Here is a 22,146-nt window from a genome sequence, read left to right as displayed (position 1 = left end):
TCTCTTTTTAAAACTATCAAGGATCTGCCCCAAAAACAACTACTGAGACTTTCCGTGCTTTACTTTGTAAATCAAGCTTGCCACAAGAGCCGACGGAAGATTGAAAAGGTTGCCCTGAGTATGATAATGAAGCTGCTGTTCCTGAACCGGCATTGCATCATACATCTCCTGCTGTTTCAGCCCCGTCCTTTTGCTTCTTTCCTTCAATCCGGAGATATAGGCATACTGTACAGGAATCATGACCAAAAAGTACAACAAGGCGATTCCGCCAAAAAAGTAATAAACCGTTATCATATCATCCCCTCCTTTACCATATTATAGCATTCATTGGTGGATATCGCTTATTTCCATCCGCCCCATGGATTGCCAGTATCCCATTTGGGTAAAAATGAAACCAAAACCAAAAGAACACGTATAGGTACTAAAGGAGCTGATCGAATTGATTAGAAAACTACTGAAATCCCTGCTTGGAAGCCGCCACAGACGGTACAGCAGCAGTGACCACCGCAGACATTCCTATCGAAAATACAGCAGCAGCAGCGGGCATAGAAAGAATCATTACGGAAAAAGCCACGGCCACTCCTACTACAAAGGGAAGCGTCGGAAAAGTGGATTCTTCAGCAGCTAAAGAACATGAATTTTCATTGGATAAAAACCATTTACCGGTTCATCGCAGACCAGCCACTGCCAAAAGGCCATCTCCTTTTTCAGAGGTATACCATTGAAGAAGTAATCGGTATGGGCAGCTATGGGATTACGTACCGGGCGACTGACTTCATTACCGGAAACCACGTGGCGGTAAAGCAGCTTCGAAGAACAAAATCCTGGACAGAGGAAGGAAGAAAATCCTTTGAGAAGGAGAAGCAAATCCTTCAGGAGCTTTCCCTGCCGGAAATTCCTACTATTCATCCTCATACAGCAAATGAAAAAGGACAGTTCCTTGTTATGGATTATGTAGCAGGGAAGAATTTCGAGGATCTTATTTTTTCAGAAGGAAAAGTTTACTCGGAGCAGAATGCCCTGGCCATCTTTACTCAACTAGTGAGCATTGTTCAAAAGATCCATGAAAAAGGCATTATTCACAGAGATCTTCGGATTCCAAATATTATATCTTCCGGTGAGAAGCTTCATATCATAGATTTTGGCCTTGCCTTTAAACTTTCCGATGAAGCCGGGGGAAAAGCAGCAGAAAAGCACCGGAACCTCATGCGTGAGGTTTCGGTAACAAGTGACTTTTATGCGCTCGGCCACTTCCTTCTTTTTCTTCTATATTCGGGCTATGAGCCTCAGTCGAAAAAGGAAAACAGCTGGGAGGAAGAGCTTTCTTTATCCCCGGGAGTCCACCAGATGCTAAGGCGCCTGCTGCAAATCGATGAAAGCTTCGGTTCTGCCGAAGAAATAATTGCGGAGATTTATTCCATGCATCTTACTAAAGAAGCTGGCAAAACCATGTAAATTAGAGAACGGGCTTTTCGTTCTCTTTTTTTATTTCACCCGTTATCAAGATGCTGAATAAATTACGGTAAACGTCGATGTCTGGAGGGTTTGTTATGCAGGTTTTTAATTACGCAACGGGCCGTCATGTATCCGTGCCGGCCGTACCGGCCGTACCTGCCGTTCCGGCGGTTCCTTTTACTCCCGCTCCCCATCCGCCTGTTCCGTCAGCCTTTTCTTCCTCCTACTCTCTTCCTTACTATTCAGATCCCTATCACATGTCCTACTCTGTGTCATATCCCTTTTACTCCTATCCCTACTATACTTATCCCGGCTGGTTTACCCCTTATTAGAATGATCCTTTCTCAAGATAAGCTCCATCCTTTTCGTCGTTTCCAGTTCCACAATGTCACCTTTTTCTATCGGGATCTTGTACCGAAAAAGAGGTCCATCATACACATAGCTGTGATATTCCCCCGCTTCTCCCATCGGACAGATACCTGTTTCCACAATCTCATTCAAAAAGGACACATCCACTTCTCTCCCCAGCCAGTTTTCATCAAGCTTGCGGTTTGAAATCCGTATCACCTTTGCTTTGTATCCCGAATCAACAAAGGCTTTTAAGGCAGCGCCCGCCTCTTCTTTTTTCATCCAAAGCGGGAACCCTGACAGCAGACCCGCCTGTTCAGCTGTGTTTTCTCCCCATTCTCTATGCTCGTCCAAATACAGGTCGCCAAAAGCCACGCCGTCCACTTCATATTTATTTTTCAAAGATTGCAAGCTTGATATAAAGTCCTCTGTATAGGAATCGAACGAACAGGATATCCATTCAAGGGGAATGCCGATTGCATCCGCCTGCGCCTGGATGAGCTCTGTTCTTTCACCATGTCCGAACGTTCTTCCAATCTCTTTCGGTACGGTGGTTATCAGGCAAACTACCTGATAACCCTGGCTGGTCAATTGATCCAGCACCATACAGGCATCCTTTCCACCGCTCCATGAGAGCACCCATCTTTTATTCATACCATTTCCTCCTTTCACTTGGTAAACCATTCCTTTTTATTCATAATTCGTATATACTTTCTAAAAACCGATAAAGGGGCTTTCCAATTATGCCAATAATAATGAATGAATTGAACTGGGTCGGAAGCTCGGAGCCTTTTATCGATCGTCCTCATATTTCTGAACTTTATCATATCACGCTCGGAAGGTATGGCGGCCATTCTCTTTCAGGCGCAAAGAAAAACGAAGATGGCTGCCTGGTTTGGGCTTGCGAAAAAGGAGATTGGGAGTTTTCCGCCATCCTTGACGCCCACTACAGTGCGGAAAGTGCAGAACTTGTGGTTAAAGGACTGGAGGGAATTAAAGCAGAGTTGGCAGAAGCTATCGATCAGGCTGTTCCCCATTGTTTTAAAGAACTTGAAACCCGTATCGTTACATTATTTAAAAGTACAGCGTTCCGCGATGAGTGTCGGAGGGTAAAAGGAGAGACCGCCTGCCTGCTTGTTTTCCGCAAAGAGAATTATGTATGGTGGCTTTCCATCGGGGACTGCGTCCTCTATCTCTTTCACCCGGAACTTGCCGCTTTTGATCAATATCAGTTAAACCAGCGGAACTTTTATGAATGGATCGGCAGAGTGAATACATTTGAAAAACCTGTACCCTGTTTCAGTTCTGGCACCAGGGAACTAAGAAAAGGCAAAAATACCTTTCTCCTCGCAACCGATGGCATGACCGAGTGCCCCGGTACCGGCTATGCGAATGCGAAAAACGTGTATCGCGTGTTTGAGCAGACCGAAAATCCCCAGGCAGGTGTACACCATTTGCTCAAAGCCGTTGAACAAAACGGCGGCCGTGACAGCGCCACGTTAATCGGATGGCAAGTTGACTGCTTTGAAGAAGGCAGCGAACCGAGCAATGGAAGGGTTCGCCCTGAACTCAGGCAGGAATAAACCATGAGAGACGCTATGCCCCAGTTATCAGCATCGCGTCCTTTTTGGTTTAACCCATTTTCCTGTGCTCTTTGACAGACGATCCTTCCAGAGCTTTAAACTCTTCATCATACTCGACCAGCTTGATCTTGCATCCAGCCCCAATTCGCACCGATTTTCCGCGCACCACATCAGCCGTCGTATTCTCCAAAAAGACACTGTCTCCCTCAATGATCCCCGCTTCAAGAAAACCCTCATTTTTCACGAAAGGCAGGAATGCCCCTTTCTTTTGCACACGGATTGTCTGTCCCCCCATCTCCTGAACACGACTCGTGCTGAACCTCAGCTTTACATCGATGACATCCGCATTCAGCAGGCCGGACACCTCAAAAAGACCGCTTGAGATAAATTCCTCTGCTTCTAAATCACCTTTCACCGCCAGGCTTCCTTTAAGATCCACTTTATTACCGGTGAATTTTCCTGCGACATCCACTGAGCCGCGGATTTTCGTGATTTCAATTGCCGCTGTTTCTCCGATGGAGAGCGTTCCAAACACCTTCAGGTTATTTGCCTGCACATTCCTTTTCACTTCAGTCTCCCCAAAAATTTCGATATCTCCGCCCTTAACATTTCCGGACGCTTCACTGGATCCATAGGTTTTAAAAAGGCTGCATTCCAAATCATCCGTGATCGTTCCCTCACCCATAATTTTCACTTTGTTGTACAAGCCGCCTGCTGCACTACCGGAACCTTTCATCATTAAATTATTTGCCTTGTACATTTCCATCCTCCTTTCGTATCGTTATATTTTTCTAAACTCCCGAACTTTCGCGGCATCGTCCAGGTGAATGCTTTCCTTGTATTCCACCAGATCAATTTCACATTCAGGCCCTATGGTCACATTTTTCCCTCGGACAATTTTCGCATTTGTGCTTTCAAGTTCAAGTTCATCGCCCTCAATGACGTCTGCGGTCAGTTTAGCCGGGAAAAAAGGTTTGAACAAATGAAAAAATCCCCGCTTCTTGCCCTTTATCTTGATTGTCTGTCCGCCAATTTCCAGAGCCGAACTCTCACCATAAAGTTTGACATCAATATGATCGGCACTAAGCAGTCCCCCAATGGCAAATTGGCCTTCCGTTTGGAAGCTTTCCGTTTCACAATCTGTGGCAATGGTCGCCTTACCCTTTATTTTGATTTCATCCGCTCTAAGGCTTCCGCCGATTTTACCCGACCCCGATATATTCATCTTGTTTACCAGACTTACTCCTTCAGACACCGAACCATGTCCTTCAATGGTGAAATCATTTCCGTTAACTCCACCCTTTATTTTACCGCTTCCGCTGATCTTTCCACGGTCTATCTTTAAATCACCTTTCACCGTCCCTGACCCGTTGCATTCGAACAAGACACATTCCAAATCTCCGTTCACTATGCCTCGTCCGTTCAGCTTAACTTCATTAAAATGTCCGCCATTTGACGAACCGTACCCATTGAGTATGAGATTCCCTTTCATTCCGTTTTTCATATGTCTTCCTCCGCTACAAATTTGTTTTCAGCTCTTCTATGCAGCTCTCTACAGACAGCATCACTGTCACTCTCGACCCCTGGTCCACCATGATATTTTCTGCTCCGGCCACTAGCAGGCATGAGGTCACACCCAGCTTGCGAATCAATAAAAGTTCATGTTTGCTTTTGTTGAGTCTCCCGCGGCCTTCCTGTAAAACCTGGAGAATCATCCTTCCTTCATCGAGACTGATATCTCCCGAAGACAGCAGTTTATCCAGAATAAATAGTTCGAGAAGCTGTTCGAACTGGAATTCCTCTGCAGTACCGTTTTCTTTTGCATACAGCTCAAGCGAAACATTCGTAACAATGTTTCGTTTCAATAATTCCTTTCTCGATAATTCCATCATTGCTGATGATGAGGGCGACAGCCGTTCAGCAAGCTCATCAAGCGAAAGCGTCTCCTTCATTGATTGAATCTTGTCAATGCGCTCAAGCACTTTTTCCTTTGGGAAGAACGTTTCCTGACCTGTAAACGTGGATTTTCGGATAAACCACTCTTCCGGAATAAGGTCTTTCCTTTTCCAGCGGTACAGCTGTCCATAAGAGATTCCAGTCAGGTCCAGCAGGTCTTTTTTCGATATCAGTTCATTGCTCAAGGTAAATGCTCCTTTCTTTTATGATGCTAATGTAACATAACACTGTTACGTTTGTAAAGACAGTTTATGTATTTCTCTTATTTTTGTTACAGATAACAAAAAAAACAGCAGGAGCCTTCCTGCCGTTTTTATATGCACGCCTATTTTAATAAAGTTCGGGTTTGTAATATTCAGGGAGTGTTTGCTGCAGTGTACCCTTCGTTTCTGCTTTATCATCAAACGTCACACCAAGCTGGATCATTTTTCTCACAAGTTCAGCGCGCAAACCGGTTATCACTGCTTTACATCCCATAAGTGAAATGCCATCAAGCACCTTTTGAAAATGATGGATCACTTCCATATCCATATCGGTAATCCCCGACAGGTCAAGGATGAGTGTCCTGATCTTCAGCCTGGAGATATCCGTTAATACTTTTTCTTCAATAGTATACATACGGTATACGTCAATAATACCGATAAGCGGAAGAACCGCGACATGAACGCTGAGCGGAATAATGGGGACTGATAAATGCTCCACCGTTTTGCGCTGGGAGCTGATCAATTCATCTTTATATTCGGAATAGCTGATAAAAAAACTATTGATAAATTGGTCGAGACCATCGTTGATTTGCTTTTCCATCTGGTAAATCATTTTTCTGAATTCCGAAAGGGAAAGCTCGGAATTTACTTCGTCATCGTAGTCCTTTATATAGTGCCAGACGGTTCTGCGAATCGCATGGACCCATTCTAGTTTAAATTGAAGTGTCAGCGAATGCTCCGCCCAGGCAATGCCTTCCTGACGGGCAAAAGCAGTCAGCTCTTCTTCCCGGTTTTCCACGACAAACTGAACGAGCTTCTCTGCATTCTTGAGCAAATCAATATTGCCCTTCTGCAAAATTTCATTAATTTTGGAAGCCACTCCGTCTGCCTCACTTAACAGCTTGCTGTGAAAATCTTCTCTGTTTCCGACAATATATGAAGTAATTTCATCTTTATATACCTTTTTCATGGGATATGCTCCTTACTTTGTATTTTACAAGTCGTCACTAATTCCTTTTGTCCCAAAAGCATTCCTATAATTTCATTAAAGACGATGATTGCTTACAAAGCAAGCATGAAAAAGCTGGATGCATCATAAACTCCTTGATGCAATCCAGCTTCCTGTTGCCTTTACTTTTTATCGAACCGTTGATTCTTCCTTCGCCACGGCTTCTTTCAAAAATGTTACCGCAGCTGCTCCAAGGGTGTTGGCTGCCACAAGCATGGCACGCTCATCAATATTGAACTTTGGATGATGGTGAGGATACATTTCATTACGGCTTGCGTCCTGTGCACCAGTGTAAAAGAAGGTTCCCTTCACATGCTGAAGGTAGTAGGCAAAATCCTCTCCGCCCATATCAGGCTCGCATTCTACTACGGCGGTCACTCCCGGTACATCACCGGCCACCCTCGCAACAAAATCGGTCTCATCCTTATGGTTCACCACCGGCGGATAGCCCCGCTGATAGGATAGCGTATATTCTGCATCAGCTGTGAGGCAGGTTCCTTTTACCACCCTCTCAATTTCCCGTTCCATTAAATCCCGCACATCCTCTTTAAAGGTCCGTACAGTTCCGGTAATTTTGGCTGTGTCCGCAATCACGTTAAAGGCGTTCACCGCTTCAAACCGGCCGATGGACAATACAGCGGAGTCAAGCGGATTTACCCGCCGGCTAACCAGCTGCTGCAGATTCATTACGAGCTGAGAACCGATTACAACCGCATCCTTTGTAAGGTGAGGCTGGGCTCCATGTCCACCCTTGCCCTGGATCACCACATCAAACTTATCGGCTGCGGCCATAAAAGGACCTGAGCGGTGTTGAACATGGCCATATGGCGTAACCGCCCAAAGATGGGTGCCAAAAATGACATCCACACCATCAAGGCAGCCATCTTCAATCATGGCAATCGCCCCTCCGGGAGCAAGCTCCTCGGCATGCTGATGAATAAACACAATGTTGCCTTCAAGCTCTTCTCTCATACCATTAAGCACCTTGGCCAGAACCAAAAGTGTAGCCGTATGCCCGTCATGGCCGCAGGCGTGCATGACACCGTCCACTTTGGATTTATACGCTACATCATTCTCTTCCTGAATCGGAAGTGCATCGAAGTCTGCCCGGAGTGCAACAGTTTTGCCAGGCTTTCCGCCCCGCAGGACTGCCACCACTCCTCTTCCGCCCACCTCGGTGCGAACTTCGTGGCCGAGATTTTCATGATAAGCGGCAATGTATTTCGGTGTTTCCACTTCCTCAAACGAAAGTTCCGGGTGCTCATGAAGATGTCTTCGAATTTCCACCATTTCCGGATATCGTTCCTTCAGTCTGTCGTATAGCTTTTCCATGTGCGTTCATCTCCCGCTATTTTTTGATCCAAGGCTTCAATAAGAATTTCAATGCCCTTTTGCAGGGTTTCCTTCGGCCAGCCTGACAGCCGCCGATCTTCCACCGCCAGCTCGTTTGACGGAGGAACATGTATAAAACCTGCAGGAATGCTGTGCTCCGCCTTATCCAGATGGTGAAGCATACTGTACATGACATTATTACAAAGGTAGGCACCTGCTGTATTCGATAATTCAGCAGGAAATCCTCTTTCATTTAACACGTTTACAAATTTCCTGACAGGAAGGGCTGAAAAATAAGCAGCTGGACCATCGCCCGCAATCGGCACATCCGTCATCTCTTCGCCCAAATTGTCGTTTGGCCCGTCATTAAGATTGATCGCAATCCGCTCTGGCGTTATCCGGTTTCGCCCTGCCGCAAGACCAAGCATCACCACCGCATCAGGCCGCAGCTCTTCATAGTGGCCGATCAGTTCATGTGCCGACCTTCTGTAGTCGACAGGCAGCACTTTTCCCGCAATGTGATAGGAGCCGATTTGTTTTCCGTCCAGCTGGCGGACAATATATTCCGCGGGGTTGAACGGATGCTCCAGAAAAGGTTCAAACCCTGTCAGCAGCAATGTTTTCATGCGCTCGTCCCCCTTGTCCGTCCGGCTTTAGATGATCATCAAACCAGTTCACAATATATTGCAGCCGGTTCACCCTCAAGCCCGGGTCTCCGTTTCTCGAAAGATTATGGTCAGACTTTGGAAACCTGACGAATTTAACGCGTTTGCCCTGCTGTTTTAAGGCAATAAACAACTGCTCACCCTGTTCGATCGGACAGCGGAAATCTTCTTCCCCGTGTAAAATGAGAAGCGGAGTTTCCACCTTGCTGCTCAGGCGCAAAGGAGAATGGTGCCACAGCTTGTCTGGATCTTCCCATACATGGTTTCCAATCTCCCATTTTGTAAAATAATAGCCAATATCGCTGACGCCGTAAAAACTCAGCCAGTTGGAGATGGACCGTTGAGTGACAGCGGCCTTAAACCGGGATGTTTGTCCCACGATCCAGTTCGTCATAAACCCTCCGTAGCTGCCGCCGGTAACCACAAGCTGCTCAGGGTCCACAAAATCACAGTGCGCTGTCACATGATTAACCGCCGCCATTAAATCGCGGTAATCACCGCCTCCGTAATCCTCCATACACGCTTTCACAAATTGCTGCCCGTAGCCATAGCTCCCTCTCGGATTGCTGTACAGCACCACATAGCCCGAAGCAGCCAGGAGCTGCAGTTCATGAAAAAAGGTATTGCCGTACATGGCGTGAGGTCCGCCATGAATTTCGAGCACCATCGGATACTTGTTTCCCTCTGTGTAGTGCGGCGGCTTCAAAAGCCAGCTTTGTACCGTAAATCCCTCATCATTAATAAATGTAAATTCCTCTGGCTGTGACAGGGAAATAGTTGAAAGCAGCTCCTCATTCACATCCGTCAGCCTGACTTCCTCGCTCAGGTTGGACAGGGAAGCATAAAACAGATCTCCCGGCACCGTCGGAGAGCTTGCCGCAAAAACAGCATAATCATTTTCCACAGCCATGGTGTACCCATACACATGGCATTTTTGCCGGGTAATTTGTGAAACATCTCCTTCCATCGTGACATAATGGAGAGAAGCATTGCCTTCACAGCTTGCAATAAAATAAAGTCCTTTTCCGTCTTTTGACCAGACTGGCTTTGGCGAAGGATGACCATAGTGAATATCTCCAACCATCGCATCACCGGCATGGTCATCGAAGTCTCTGGTCAGGCAAACAACCTTCCCGCTCCCCACCAGTGCGTTATAAACATTTCCCAGTGTTGCGCTGCCATATTCAAAGGTTTGCCCCAAAAACGCCAGGTGTTCTCCGTCTGCTGACCAGACTGGATCAGAAAAGGAGCCTGTTTCTTGATTAATTTTTGTTTCCGTTCCATTCAGTGTACGAACAATGAGATCAGATGCATACGAAATGGCATCTCCCTGGCCCCTGCTCTTGCAGTATGCGATCTTTTGTCCATCCGGCGACCAGGCAGCGTCAAAATGCTGATAAGCCCCGGAAGTCAGCTGTGTCTCTTCCCTTGTTTCCACATCAATGTGCACAAGCTGGCTGTATGCATCGTTGAGCAAGCCTTTTCCATCCGCTTTATATTTCAGGTGTGTCACTTCCAGCGGCTTTAGCGCGTTTTCTTCTTCTTTCTCTTCTTCCACTGTCACGCTCACCAGGAGAGACTTTCCATCCGGCGACCAGACCGGGCTTCCTGCGCCTTTTACGCTGCTGGTCAGCTGAACCGCCTCCCCGCCTTCTGATGGGATAAGCCAGACCTGATTTATTCCGCTCCTGTCTGACACAAAAGCGAGTGTCTTACCGTCAGGGGACCAGCGCGGATTGGAATCTTTATGTCGGCCGTTCGTCCACCGAACTGATGCACCGGAATTTAATCCGCAAATATAGAGATGAGATTCATAGTTTTTGTCCTGGTTGATCACTTTTACAACATAAGCAACCTTCTCCCCATCCGGGGAAATTTGAGGATCGCTTACAAAACGCAATCGGTATAAATCTTCTGCCTTTATTCCTTGTTTCATGTTTTACTCCTTCTCTCTGTATCATTCTAGTGTTGAATTATAAGCAAGAATATGGATACCGTACTGAATCCTGTTCCTATTCCAAGCAATATCGAGGCAAAGAATGGTTTTCTTTCCGCCAGCGAAGCTTCCATCTCCATTTGTGCCGCTCCGACAGCTGAGTGGGCTTGTTGCTTTCGAATACGGATAAACTCCAGTGTCCGCTTAAGCGGTGAAAGAAAACCGCTGGCGAGAACAATTGCAGAAGCTCCTGCAGCAAGAAAGCACAGTCCGAGAATAAAAGATTGGTTGACCGCATCCAGCGCATGCAGCTTCCACGCGTTCATATATATGAGCCATGCACCTGCCGATAAAAGGACAGCTGTCAGAAATTTCATAACCTATCACTCCATTGAAACAAAATAGGAGGAACCTGCCAAGTGGCAGGCGGCCCTCCATTTTATTTATTCTGTTTTTTCTGCCCAACGGACATACGGATAGCGGTTAACCGGATAAACTACACCTTTGAACTTGCTGGAAGTTAAGTAGTTGTTAGAGTAGTAGTATACCGGCATGAAAGGAAGATCCTTCATCAGCACATCCTCCGCCTGGTGAAGCAGCTCCATGCGTTTTTGTTCGTTCTGTTCGGTTTTGGACTGTGCAAGCAGCTTGTCATATTTTGGATTCACCCAGTTTGTCCGGTTGTTCGGGCTGTCTCCAAGATAGTAATCAAGAATTGGTGTTGGATCCACATAGATGCCGATCCAGCCCATGCGCGCCATCTGGAAGTTCTTTTGCTTGGTTGTATCCAGGTAGGTTTTCCACTCCTGGTTCGTCAGCTTTACATCGACTCCAAGGTTTTTCTTCAGCATTTCCTGAACAGCCTCAGCAATCTTTTTGTTGCTGTCCAAAGTATTGTACTTCAGTTCTGTGTCAGGGAACTTGCTCCAGCCTTCTTCTTTCATGGCTTCCTTAATCAGCTGCTTCGCTTTTTTCACATCTTCCTGGAAATACTGTTCTTTCTCTTTTCTGAAATCCTTGCCGCCGACTTCAGCTCCGTATGGCACAAATCCCTGTGCAGGCTTTTCACCGGCTTGTGTAATCTTGTCCGTAATCATCTTGCGGTTAATCGCAAGGTTAAAGGCTTCACGCACCTTTTGGTTGTTGAACGGCTCCTTATCCACGTTAAACATGTACATGTAGGTACCGAAATACGGTGTTACCTTGTATTCTTTATTATCCTTTTCCTGGCTGATGACATCAGACGGCAGGGTTTGGATCAAATCCAGCTCTCCAGATTTGTACATCTGGTAATATGTTGTGGCGTCATTCACCATTTTCCATGTAACCTTTTCCATTTTCACATCGTCTTTACCGTAGTAATTCTTGTTCTTTTCGATCACAACGGAACGGTTATGCTTCCATTCTGTTAATTTATAAGGACCGTTGGAAACATAGTCCTTTGCTTCCGCTGCCCAGTTTTTGCTTCCTTCGGCTGTTTCTTTCTTTACAGGGTAATAGACCCAGAACGATAGGAGTTTTTCAATAAAACCGATAGGTGCAGCAAGATCAACCTGAAGGGTCTTGTCATCAAGTGCCTTCACCCCTACATCTTCGACAGAGCCCTTGCCTTTGTTATAAGCTTCTGCGCCTTTAATGTAATACATATAAAATGCGAAGGAGCTTCCTGTTTTCGGATCAAGCACGTGCTTCCATGCATATTCAAAATCCTGTGCTTTTACCGGGTCGCCATCCGACCATTTTGCATCATCCCTGAGTTTGAACGTATATACCTTCTTATCCTTTGACACTTTCACATCTTTCGCGAGGCCTTTTACAGAATCGCCGCTCTTGTTTTTCATGTACAATCCTTCATACAAATGGTCCAAAATCCATCCTGAAGTTGTGTCCGTTGCGAGGGCCGGATCCAAAGAAGGCGGCTCACCACTCGCTGCGTTCATCGTCATTTCTTGTTTAACACCTTCTGTTGAAGACGTTTTGCTGTTGCCCGAGCAAGCAGACAGTACAGACATAACCATGATTAAAACAAGCAATCCGGCAAACGGTTTTTTTATCGCTTTTATCATATTCCTATTCCCCCATCCGTTTAATATAAATGACAAGCCGCCCAATGCTTTGGACGTATTTCTTTCCACTCTGGTACCTTTGCAGCACACACATCCATGGCATGAGGGCAGCGCGTTCTGAACCGGCAGCCTGACGGCGGTGAAATCGGGCTTGGCGGATCTCCCTTTAAAATAATCCGCTCCCGCTTTTCTCTCGATACCGTTGGAGCCGGTATGGCTGACAAAAGGGCCTGGGTATAGGGATGGAGCGGTTCACTGAAAAGATCATCACTGTCCGCGAGCTCCATGAAGCTTCCCAGATACATTACACCGATCCGGTCGCTGATATGCTTGACCATCCCCAGGTCATGAGCAATAAACAAAAAGGTGAGCCCCATATCCCGCTGCAAATCTTCCATAAGGTTAATCACTTGCGCCTGAATGGAAACATCAAGTGCCGAGATCGGTTCATCGGCCACGATAAACTTTGGTTCAACCGCAAGAGCCCGGGCGATGCCGATCCGCTGCCGCTGTCCGCCGCTGAACTCATGCGGATAACGTTTGGCATGCTCTCCCTGCAAGCCCACCCTTTCCAGCAGGCTGTAGATGCGGTCCATTCTTTCTTTACCGGAAGCAAGTTTATGGGCATCCATTCCTTCGGCAATAATATCGCCCACTTTCATTCTCGGATTAAGAGAAGCATGCGGGTCCTGAAAAATCATTTGAACGATTCTGTTGTACTTTCTTTTCTCCTTATTGCTGAATGTCCTGACATCCTTACCCTCAAAAACCATTTTTCCGTCTGTTGCCTCATTCAAGCCGACAATGGTACGGCCGAGTGTGGACTTTCCGCTTCCGCTTTCTCCAACCAGTCCCAGGGTTTCCCCCTTTCGAACGGAAAATGAAACATTATCCACAGCTTTTAAGGATTGTTTTCCTACATTAAAATACTTTTTCAGATTTTCTACTTCAAGCAGCACCTCTGTCATGATTCATCCCTCCCCGCTGCCGCAAATTCAGCGACCTGAGGCGCTCTTGGATCGTTCAGCCAGCACCGGGAATAATGGCCATCGTTCACGGTGAACGCCTTTGGCAGTTCCTCAACACAAATTTCCATGGCATATTCGCATCTGGCAGCAAACGGGCAGCCTGTGGGCGGGTCGTATAAATCGGGCGGTGTACCTTCAATCGGTATGAGCCGTTCCTTTTCGCCATCCTCATAATTAGGAAGGGAATTCAGCAGCCCTATGGTATACGGGTGCTTTGGCCGTTCCAGAATATCGGCCACCGTGCCGCTCTCCACGACGATTCCCGCGTACATTACGATAACTTTTTGAGCCATTTCAGCGACCACACCCAAATCGTGGGTAATCAGCATAATGGAGGTGCCAAACTTGTGCTGCAAGTCCTTCATCAAATCCAGAATCTGGGCCTGAATGGTCACATCAAGAGCGGTTGTCGGTTCATCGGCAATTAAGAGCTTCGGATCACACGCCAGTGCAATAGCGATGAGTACACGCTGACGCATTCCGCCGCTCAGTTCATGCGGATACTGATTGTATCGGGATTCAGGATTAGGTATCCCGGCGAGCTTCAGCAATTCCAGCGCTTTTGCCTTTGCCTGTGTTTTATCCAGCCCCTTATGCTTGATGATCCCTTCTGAGATTTGTGTTCCAATTTTCATCGTCGGATTGAGTGAAGTCATCGGATCCTGGAACACCATGCTAATTTGCGAGCCTTTCAGCTGCTTCATTTCTTTTCCTGACATTTTCAGCAAATCTTTTCCTTCAAAATGAATAGAGCCTTCTTTAATGTTGCAGCCTCGTTTGGGAAGAAGCTTCATGATCGCCTGAGCGGTGACGGACTTGCCGCAGCCGCTCTCTCCTACCACAGCAAGCACCTCACCATGGCCGATATCAAAGCTTACTCCCCTGACCGCCTGAACTTCGCCCCCATGGGAGCGAAACGACACTTTTAACTGTTCCACTTCCAAAAGCTGTGCCATCGTTTCCCCCCTAATCTTTTACCTGGTGCGGATCCAGTGCATCCTGCAATCCGTCTCCGAACACGTTAAACGCAAACATCGTCAGTGATATCAAGAATCCCGGAAAGAACAATCTCCACCACTGGCCGCTTAAGATAACACCGAGCGCATCATTGGCCATCGTCCCCCAGCTTGCGATGGGTGCCTGGACCCCAAGGCCGATAAAGCTCAGGAAGGCTTCAGCAAAGATGGCATTCGGAATGGTAAATGTCAGATTGACAATGATAATTCCCAGCATGTTGGGAAACAAATGCTTAAGAATAATGGTGCCGTGCGGTGTTCCGAGCTTTTGGGCAGCGGCCACGAACTCCTGCTGCTTGATCTGCAAAATCTGCCCCCGCACAACCCGGGCCATCGAGACCCAACCTGTAATGGAAAGCGCGATAACGATGGTCCATAATCCCGGCTTCATCACCACCAAAAGCAGGATGACAACAAGCAGATAAGGAATGCTGTAAAGAATCTCTACTATACGCATCAAACCGTTGTCGATCCGGTCACCGAGTTTGCCCCTGCCGGCCATGTAGCCTGAAATGCCACCAACCAAGAGACCGATGACAAGATCGATCAGTGCAGCAGCCACCCCGATGGTTAAGGAAATCCTGGCGCCATACCATGTTCTTGCCCACATATCGCGGCCCAGATCATCGGTTCCAAACCAGTGCTTTCCGTCAGGCGCCAGGTTTCCGCTCGCAAGGCTTTGGTCGGAATAACTGTATGGAACCATTTTCGGACCAAAGATGGCAAAAAACAGAATGAACAGCAAAATGACAGCGCCGGTGACGGCAAGCTTGTTTTTCAGAACCCTCCGAAAGCTTTCTTTTGCCTGGCTGACACTTGGCCGCCGTATCTCTTCTTTTTTCAGACGGCCCTTTTCCAGCGGCCTGAAAAGTGAATCGTGTGAAGCTTTCTCCAGCATGTCAGTCCCCCCTGCTGCTTAATTTAATGCGCGGATCAATGAGCCTGTACGATAGATCGATAAGAAAGAGCGTTACAATCAGAATGACACTGAAAAAAATGGTCGTTCCAAGAATAACGGGATAATCCCGGTTAAAGATACTGTCCACAAAGTATTTGCCCAATCCCGGAATGGCGAAAATCTTTTCAATAACAAAGGTTCCGGTCAGAAGATGGGCAACAAGAGGTCCCATAAAGGAAACGACCGGTATAATCGCGTTGCGGATGCCGTGCTTGATGACAATCCCTGCGGCACCAAGCCCCTTGGCATCTGCCGTTTTCATGTAATTCTGTTTAAGCACCTCCAGCATGCTGGATCTTGTAAAACGGGCAATGATGGCAAGCGGTCCGGCAGCAAGTGCAACTGACGGCAATATGGTATGTTTCCACGTGCCCCATGAAGCGACCGGCAGCATTCCCCATTGAACCGCAAAGAATTTAATCAACAGTGGTGCGAGGATGAAGCTTGGAACAGATATACCGAGTATGGCGATCGTCATGGCCGCATAATCGATGGTCCGGTTATGGAACAAAGAAGCAATGATTCCAAGGAGGAGTCCAGAGACAATTGCAATAACCAATGCCTGGAATCCAAGAAGTGCAGAAACCGGAAGACCTTCAGCAATGAGTGTGTTCACGCTGCGTGTTTCCGATTCAATGGAAGGGCCCAGGTCAAATGACGCGAGGTTTTTCAAATACAGCACGTATTGAACAGGCAGCGGCTTATCGAGATTAAACTTTGCACGCATGTTGTTCAGTACTTCTTCAGGCAGCACATCGGAATCCGACGAAAATGGATCTCCCGGGATGGTATGCATAATCACAAAAGTGAGTGTTGTAATCACCCAGATTGTCAAAAGCATGGTCAGCAGCCGCTTCAGGATGAACTTCATTTCTCCACGCTCCTTTCTATTCAGCTTTTATGCATTGGCATGTCCCAGCACGCCATTGGTCGCCGCCATTCCGATAATGACTGCTCCCCACATATGCTTGTAGGCGGTGATATAATCCTCACACGTAAACCGGATCGTCTTCGGACCGATGAGCTCAACTGTCGGCAAAGTGGTTGTCATCATCGCCTGGTTAGTTCCTTTAAACTCAATTTCAAATGTTACAGGGCCTTCCACAACATATGGCGGAATCTCTTTTGCCCTCTCTGCTCCGCGCTTTGCCTTTTCGCGGATAATCTGTCTTGCCTTTGAAGGATGCAGGAGTTCTGCCGCAAACCGGTCGACCGCAAGTTTCACTACGGCGCCTTCGATTTCCGGCAAGGTTTCCATTACTTCCTCCACGTATGCATCATCCCCGGTAGCAAGAATGGCAGGTACGCCGAAATAGCCTGCAGCTCCTGCATTCATTTCTGTTTCCCCGACCACCTTTCCGTTGATTTTCATCTCAGCAACCGCAACACCGGCGAGCGTATGGCTGATCACTGCCCGTTCTGAACCGGCTTCACGACCATGATGGCCGACAAACATAATCCCGTCGAAGCTGTCATCCAGGCCTGTCAGCTGGCAAAGCACCCGGTTGTTTCCTGACACCAGTCGTGCTCTTTCATCAAGCTCCTCAATAAGGATGTTGGACATATTGCCATGTCCGTCGGCAACCGTTACTTCGGTTGCTCCTCCATCAAACGCTCCCGCAATGGCCGCATTGACATCCTGTGTCATCAATTTTCTAAAGCGCTGATACTCATCGTTTTTTTTCAGCTGCATGTTCGTCGCTACTCCTGATATGCCTTCCATATCTGCAGAAATAAACATTTTCATGGGTATTCCTCCTAAATAAATGTAAATGTTGAACGTTCTGATAATGATTCGATAAACGAGAGCAATAAATCCACAGTAGCCTGCAGATCTTTCATATCTATCACTTCCACCGGTGAATGGGCATACCTTGACGGGATAGAAAGGACACCTGTTGGAATGCCCCGGCCGCCAAGGCTCAGGGCCCCGCCGTCTGTCCCAATTCCAGGAAATACCTCTCGTTGAAAAGGAATGTCATGCTCCCCCGCCAGTTTCACCAGTGATCTCTTGATGGCCGGATGGGCAATCAGGCTAAAGTCCATGATTTTAATGCCTGTCCCGTCTCCAAGCTTCAAGCTATTATCCATTGTGCTTTCGGGGGTATCACTCACTGCCGTGGTGTCGATGGCAATAGCGGCATCCGCCTCGATATGGTTGGCAGCAACGGATGCTCCTCTCAGCCCGACTTCTTCCTGAACCGAAAACAGGGCAATAACCTCACCTGCAAAGTCTCTGCTTTTCAGCTCCTTCAGCGCCTCGATGAGAACAGCACAGCCAGCTCTGTCATCAAAGCCCTTTCCGACAATCCGCCCGGTTTTTTCATTGCCGAGATATTCCGTTTCGCTGTACCAGGTCGCAATATCTCCCACCTGTACACCGAGCGACTCAGCTTCGCTTTTTGATGAAGCTCCAATATCGATATACAGTTCCTTATGCCTGCGCACGGCGTCCGGATTATCAAATTTCATGTAATGAGCGGAAATGGTGCCGATAATCCCCCTTAAATGCCCCTTTTCTGTCGTTACTTCCACTTTTTGGGCAAGCAGGATGCGGTCATCATGCCCGCCCAATTTTTCAAAACGCAAAAGGCCATTCTCTTCAATTTTCTTGATTACAAATCCTACTTCATCCATATGGGCCGTTACAACGATCCTTGGTCCCGGCTGGCTCCCCTTCATCCTGCATATGACATTACCCACTGCATCTACTTCCACCGAATCTGTGATATCTGATGTTTGTTCACGAATATAGCGCGCGACCTGTTGTTCATACCCGCATGGTCCATGAAGCGCGGTTAACGCTTTAATCAACTGATACAATGTCGCAATCCTCCTTAAAAGGAAATGGAATTTTCTGAATCTGATAGTGATATAAAAAAGACCCGGAGGCCTTAAATATATTCAAATGAGTTTTTATACACGTCCATCTGCAGGATCACATTGGTTTTGTTGATTCCCTGCAACTGATGAATGCTTTTCACAATCTCGGTAATTTCCTCGTAATCCTTAACGTTTGCCTGAACAAGCAGCTGATATTCGCCTGATGTTAATGTAATAAAACGGATGCCGGTGATGTCTCTCAATTGCTGAATGGCATGGTCCATATTCGGCGGTACCACACTTATTTGAATGATTGCTCCCACCTTGACACCGAGAGAAATCGGGTTAATTACCCCAACGACCTCGAGAATGTTATTTTCAACAAGGTTGTTGTAACGGGAACGGACCGTCTTCTCGGTTACATTCAAACGATTCGCAATTTCTGTAAATGACATTCTTCCGTCCTTGGATAAAAGTTTTATAATTCCCTTATCCAGATGATCAATAATTTCTACCGACACCATACTTCCACCTTTCAGTATTAAAGAGCTTATTCAAATCTCTAATATAGTACTATTATTAGTATATATTACCTAAAAACTATACTTTTTTTATAGAATGGTATTGAAATAAGTAATTTTTAAATAGTATAATTTTTTCAGAATATTTATTCAAGTGTTTTTTGAAAAAAATTGAAAAAAAGAGGGGGATTTTGTCATGCTTCTTATTAAAAATGGAACGCTCGTGACCGGAACCGGCACCTTCAGTAAAGGTGATGTTCTGCTGGATCAAGGGAAAATTGCCGACATTGGCAGCATTAGCGACCTTCATCAAAACGTGTCAGTTCTTGATGTGGAAGGAAAATTTGTAACGCCTGGTTTGATCGATGTACATACGCATTTAGGTATTCATGAGGAGGGAATTGGGCCAGCCGGACATGATTACAATGAAACAAGCGATCCGGTTACTCCCTATGTACGGGCGATCGATGGCATTAACCCGAACGAGCAGGGATTTGAAGACGCCCGGAAGTCCGGTGTGACTACCGTTCAGGTGATGCCCGGCAGTGCCAACGTCATCGGAGGAGAAATGGTGGTCCTGAAAACGGCCGGTACGGTCATCGATCAAATGGTGATCCGCAATCCTTCCGGAATGAAGGCAGCCTTCGGAGAAAACCCGAAGCGCTTTTACGGAGGAAAAGGAAAGGAGCCGGTTACCCGGATGGGAATTGCCGCTCTGTTCCGCAAGGCAATGAAAGCGGCGCAGCATGATTTAAAAAAGCTTGAGCAGGGAGAGGAACTGACTCCGGATTTAGGAACCGAACAGCTCATCAAAGTCCTGAAAAAGGAAATACCGATTCGGGCACACGCTCACCGTGCGGACGACATTGCCACTATACTCCGCCTGTCCAGGGAATTTGGATTTGATCTGACGATTGAGCATTGTACCGAAGGCCATCAGATTGCTTCCTTTATCGCAGAACATAATGTGCGGGTTTCTGTCGGCCCTACTCTTTCCACACGCAGCAAGATTGAACTGGCTGATAAAGGATGGCATACACTTAAGGAGCTCAGTGATGCCGGAGTGCCGGTTTCCATCACCACCGATCATCCTGTAGTGGGTATCGACAGCCTGATTTTGAGCGCGATCAGTGCTGTTAAACACGGTCTGGATCAAGAAACCGCCTGGCAGGCCATTACGCTGAATGCGGCCAGACATCTCGGGGTGCAAGACCGGGTGGGTTCCCTTGAAAAAGGAAAAGATGCCGATGTGGTCATTTGGGATGGCGATCCGTTTGATGCCCGCAGCACGGTAGAAAAGACCATTATTAACGGTACGATTGTTTATGATTGTTCAAAAGAGTAGATTCATAGAAAAAGGCAGCGGTGACCGCTGCCTTTTTCTATGTATGATGGGACAGTTTTGAACGATCAGGCATGAATGGTGAAATTCTCACCATTCTGCAATACTGCCGTCCTTATGGCGCCAAACCGGATTTCTCCAGCTGTGTCCTTCCTCCGCCATCTTTCTTACATGATTTTCATTAATTTCAATACCAAGTCCGGGGCCATCAGGGATCTTGACATAGCCTTCTTCATAATGAAAGACGGTACGGTCCACGATATAATCAAGAATGTCACTGCCTTCGTTATAATGAATACCAAGGCTCTGTTCCTGGATAAACGCGTTATGGCAAGTCGCATCCACCTGCAGGCAGGAGGCCAGTGCAATCGGTCCGAGCGGGCAATGCGGAGCGGCTGCCACATCAAAGGCTTCGGCCATCGACATGATCTTCTTGCACTCCGTAATTCCTCCGGCGTGGGAAAGATCCGGCTGAATAATATCAACATATCCATCAATCAGCAGTGGTTTGAAGTCCCATTTGGAAAACATTCTTTCCCCAGTGGCGATCGGAATCGATGTGGCCCTCGCAATCTCGCGCAGCGCCTCGTTGTTTTCAGGCAGGACCGGCTCTTCAATAAACATAGGCTTATAGACTTCAAGCTCTTTTGCCAGCAGCTTGGCCATTGGTTTATGTACACGTCCGTGGAAATCCAGACCGATTCCAAACTGCGGTCCAACCGCCTCCCTCACCGTGGCTACGGTTTCCAGGATTTTATCTACCTTGTCATAGGAATCAATGTACTGAAGCTCTTCAGCACCGTTCATCTTAACCGCTCTGAAACCGGCCGCCTGTGCCTTTTTGGCAGCGAGTCCTACCTCTGCGGGCCTGTCTCCGCCAATCCATGAATACACCTTGATGGAATCGCGGCATTTGCCGCCTAGCAGCTGGTGAACAGGAGCATTATAATACTTCCCTTTAATGTCCCAGAGCGCCTGATCAATTCCCGCAATGGCACTCATCATAATCGGACCTCCCCGGTAGAAGCCTCCACGGTACATCAGGTTCCAATGATCCTCAATTTGCATCGGGTCTTTGTCCATCAAGTATTCCATCAATTCTTCAACCGCTGTCTTAACCGTGGCTGCACGTCCTTCAATAACCGGCTCTCCCCATCCGACAATTCCTTCATCAGTTGTAATCTTTAAAAACAGCCAGCGCGGCGGCACCTGAAACAATTCATATCCTGTAATTTTCATGGTCTCATCTCCCTATTAATCTAGTGATACAGCTCTTACAAAATCACGTGCTTTTTCCGTAAGTTTTGATAAATACGCCTCTGTAACTTCTTCTTTTGTATTCACAAGTGCACTGCCGATGCCGCATCCGACAGCACCCGCTTTCATGAAATCCGAAACATTTTCAAGTGTCACACCGCCTGTCGGAAGCAGTGGAATATGGGGAAGCGGACCCCGCAGATCTTTGATATAGGATGTTCCGATGGAAGCCGGGAACACTTTGACAATATCGGCGCCATGCTCATAGGCGGTTAAGATTTCGGTCGGTGTGAACGCGCCCGGAATACTTACCGCTCCATACCTTTTGGTCATTTCTATCGTTTTCAAATTTACCGTCGGAGCCAGGATAAATTGCGCCCCGGCAAGGATCGCCATTCGCGCGCTCTCCGGATCGAGAACCGTACCTGCCCCGACCAGAACCTCGTCTCCCATTTCCGTTGACACTTCTTCAATGACTTTAAGCGCCCCCGGTGAGTTCATGGTGATCTCAAGCGTTCTTATTCCCCCGGAATGAAGCGCTCGCGCAATCTTCATTACACTCTTCGGTTCTGCTCCACGGATAATCGCAACCAGCTTGTTTTCTTTTATGGATGAAAGTACATAAGACAAAATGACTCCTCCTCTTTT

25 protein-coding genes are annotated in these 22,146 nt (G+C 47.1%); 5 read left to right on the top strand and 20 right to left on the bottom strand.

Annotation, left to right across the window (positions count from 1 at the left end):
* Positions 1-39: 39 nt before the first annotated feature.
* Entirely contained in the window at positions 40-294 is a 255-nt protein-coding gene (locus QYB97_RS08305) for a DUF3949 domain-containing protein (RefSeq protein ID WP_301165518.1), read from the bottom strand.
* Between the two features lie 145 nt (positions 295-439).
* On the opposite strand from QYB97_RS08305, the gene QYB97_RS08300 reads away from it, so the two are divergent.
* The 3 genes from QYB97_RS08300 to QYB97_RS08290 all read left to right on the top strand — a co-directional run bounded on the left by QYB97_RS08300 (position 440) and on the right by QYB97_RS08290 (position 1,787).
* Positions 440-628, top strand: a complete 189-nt coding sequence (locus tag QYB97_RS08300) for a hypothetical protein (protein WP_301165517.1) — start codon at positions 440-442, stop codon at positions 626-628.
* A gap of 5 nt (positions 629-633) precedes the next feature.
* Entirely contained in the window at positions 634-1,455 is an 822-nt protein-coding gene (locus QYB97_RS08295; RefSeq protein ID WP_301165516.1) for a serine/threonine protein kinase, read from the top strand.
* Positions 1,456-1,550: 95 nt separating this feature from the next.
* Positions 1,551-1,787: a hypothetical protein gene (locus tag QYB97_RS08290; RefSeq protein WP_301165515.1), complete on the top strand. Its 237-nt coding sequence runs from the start codon at positions 1,551-1,553 to the stop codon at positions 1,785-1,787.
* Here QYB97_RS08290 and QYB97_RS08285 read toward each other — a convergent pair.
* On the bottom strand, positions 1,774-2,457 hold the full coding sequence (locus QYB97_RS08285) for a Dph6-related ATP pyrophosphatase (protein ID WP_301165514.1): 684 nt from the start codon (positions 2,455-2,457) through the stop codon (positions 1,774-1,776). The genes QYB97_RS08290 and QYB97_RS08285 overlap by 14 nt on opposite strands.
* An 89-nt stretch (positions 2,458-2,546) precedes the next feature.
* On the opposite strand from QYB97_RS08285, the gene QYB97_RS08280 reads away from it, so the two are divergent.
* Complete coding sequence (locus tag QYB97_RS08280) at positions 2,547-3,386, top strand: PP2C family serine/threonine-protein phosphatase (RefSeq protein ID WP_301165513.1); 840 nt, start codon at positions 2,547-2,549, stop codon at positions 3,384-3,386.
* Positions 3,387-3,435: 49 nt separating this feature from the next.
* On the opposite strand, the gene QYB97_RS08275 is transcribed toward QYB97_RS08280, so the two are convergent.
* The 16 genes from QYB97_RS08275 to QYB97_RS08200 form a co-directional block, all read right to left on the bottom strand.
* Positions 3,436-4,146: a cytoplasmic protein gene (locus tag QYB97_RS08275; RefSeq protein WP_301165512.1), complete on the bottom strand. Its 711-nt coding sequence runs from the start codon at positions 4,144-4,146 to the stop codon at positions 3,436-3,438.
* Between the two features lie 21 nt (positions 4,147-4,167).
* Positions 4,168-4,890 carry a bactofilin family protein gene (locus QYB97_RS08270; protein ID WP_301165511.1) on the bottom strand — a complete coding sequence of 241 codons (723 nt, stop codon included), beginning with the start codon at positions 4,888-4,890 and terminating at the stop codon, positions 4,168-4,170.
* 13 nt (positions 4,891-4,903) lie between these two features.
* A complete protein-coding gene (locus QYB97_RS08265) occupies positions 4,904-5,527 on the bottom strand; it encodes a YhbD family protein (RefSeq protein ID WP_301165510.1) in 624 nt (207 codons plus the stop codon).
* 145 nt (positions 5,528-5,672) lie between these two features.
* The gene (locus tag QYB97_RS08260; RefSeq protein ID WP_301165509.1) at positions 5,673-6,515 is read right to left on the bottom strand and encodes an STAS domain-containing protein; all 843 of its coding nucleotides are present in this window, start codon (positions 6,513-6,515) and stop codon (positions 5,673-5,675) included.
* Positions 6,516-6,683: 168 nt separating this feature from the next.
* Complete coding sequence (locus QYB97_RS08255) at positions 6,684-7,886, bottom strand: M20 family metallopeptidase (protein ID WP_301165508.1); 1,203 nt, start codon at positions 7,884-7,886, stop codon at positions 6,684-6,686.
* The gene (locus tag QYB97_RS08250; protein WP_301165507.1) at positions 7,862-8,512 is read right to left on the bottom strand and encodes a pyroglutamyl-peptidase I; all 651 of its coding nucleotides are present in this window, start codon (positions 8,510-8,512) and stop codon (positions 7,862-7,864) included. Before QYB97_RS08250 ends, QYB97_RS08255 begins: the two co-directional genes overlap by 25 nt.
* A complete protein-coding gene (locus QYB97_RS08245) occupies positions 8,484-10,487 on the bottom strand; it encodes a S9 family peptidase (RefSeq protein ID WP_301165506.1) in 2,004 nt (667 codons plus the stop codon). The genes QYB97_RS08250 and QYB97_RS08245 overlap by 29 nt, the downstream gene beginning before the upstream one ends.
* Before the next feature lie 26 nt (positions 10,488-10,513).
* Positions 10,514-10,864 carry a DUF3899 domain-containing protein gene (locus QYB97_RS08240; protein WP_301165505.1) on the bottom strand — a complete coding sequence of 117 codons (351 nt, stop codon included), beginning with the start codon at positions 10,862-10,864 and terminating at the stop codon, positions 10,514-10,516.
* A 66-nt stretch (positions 10,865-10,930) separates the two neighbouring features.
* Positions 10,931-12,541: a peptide ABC transporter substrate-binding protein gene (locus QYB97_RS08235; RefSeq protein ID WP_425589787.1), complete on the bottom strand. Its 1,611-nt coding sequence runs from the start codon at positions 12,539-12,541 to the stop codon at positions 10,931-10,933.
* Positions 12,542-12,573: 32 nt separating this feature from the next.
* Positions 12,574-13,521 (bottom strand): ABC transporter ATP-binding protein, encoded by a 948-nt coding sequence (locus QYB97_RS08230; protein WP_301165503.1) that lies wholly within the window; start codon positions 13,519-13,521, stop codon positions 12,574-12,576.
* Positions 13,518-14,537, bottom strand: a complete 1,020-nt coding sequence (locus tag QYB97_RS08225; protein ID WP_301165502.1) for an ABC transporter ATP-binding protein — start codon at positions 14,535-14,537, stop codon at positions 13,518-13,520. The genes QYB97_RS08230 and QYB97_RS08225 overlap by 4 nt, the downstream gene beginning before the upstream one ends.
* 10 nt (positions 14,538-14,547) lie before the next feature.
* Positions 14,548-15,495, bottom strand: coding sequence for an ABC transporter permease (locus QYB97_RS08220; protein WP_301165501.1), 948 nt, complete (start codon positions 15,493-15,495; stop codon positions 14,548-14,550).
* A gap of 1 nt (position 15,496) precedes the next feature.
* Positions 15,497-16,426 carry an ABC transporter permease gene (locus tag QYB97_RS08215; RefSeq protein ID WP_301165500.1) on the bottom strand — a complete coding sequence of 310 codons (930 nt, stop codon included), beginning with the start codon at positions 16,424-16,426 and terminating at the stop codon, positions 15,497-15,499.
* A gap of 27 nt (positions 16,427-16,453) precedes the next feature.
* Complete coding sequence (locus QYB97_RS08210; RefSeq protein WP_301165499.1) at positions 16,454-17,302, bottom strand: M55 family metallopeptidase; 849 nt, start codon at positions 17,300-17,302, stop codon at positions 16,454-16,456.
* Positions 17,303-17,313: 11 nt separating this feature from the next.
* Entirely contained in the window at positions 17,314-18,378 is a 1,065-nt protein-coding gene (locus QYB97_RS08205; protein ID WP_301165498.1) for a M42 family metallopeptidase, read from the bottom strand.
* A gap of 71 nt (positions 18,379-18,449) precedes the next feature.
* A complete protein-coding gene (locus QYB97_RS08200) occupies positions 18,450-18,902 on the bottom strand; it encodes an Lrp/AsnC family transcriptional regulator (protein ID WP_301165497.1) in 453 nt (150 codons plus the stop codon).
* A gap of 193 nt (positions 18,903-19,095) precedes the next feature.
* Here QYB97_RS08200 and QYB97_RS08195 point away from each other — a divergent pair, with 193 nt between their 5' ends.
* A complete protein-coding gene (locus tag QYB97_RS08195) occupies positions 19,096-20,244 on the top strand; it encodes an amidohydrolase (RefSeq protein ID WP_301165496.1) in 1,149 nt (382 codons plus the stop codon).
* Between the two features lie 87 nt (positions 20,245-20,331).
* Here the strand turns inward: QYB97_RS08195 and dgoD are convergent, their stop codons facing one another.
* The gene (gene dgoD / locus QYB97_RS08190; protein ID WP_301165495.1) at positions 20,332-21,480 is read right to left on the bottom strand and encodes a galactonate dehydratase; all 1,149 of its coding nucleotides are present in this window, start codon (positions 21,478-21,480) and stop codon (positions 20,332-20,334) included.
* A gap of 15 nt (positions 21,481-21,495) precedes the next feature.
* Entirely contained in the window at positions 21,496-22,128 is a 633-nt protein-coding gene (locus tag QYB97_RS08185) for a bifunctional 4-hydroxy-2-oxoglutarate aldolase/2-dehydro-3-deoxy-phosphogluconate aldolase (protein WP_301165494.1), read from the bottom strand.
* Positions 22,129-22,146: the final 18 nt, after the last annotated feature.

Source organism: Fictibacillus fluitans, assembly GCF_030418125.1.
Taxonomy (GTDB): domain Bacteria; phylum Bacillota; class Bacilli; order Bacillales; family Fictibacillaceae; genus Fictibacillus_C; species Fictibacillus_C fluitans.
The sequence above is the reverse complement of the archived record's forward strand: the minus strand, read 5'-3'. Positions and strand labels throughout refer to the sequence as shown.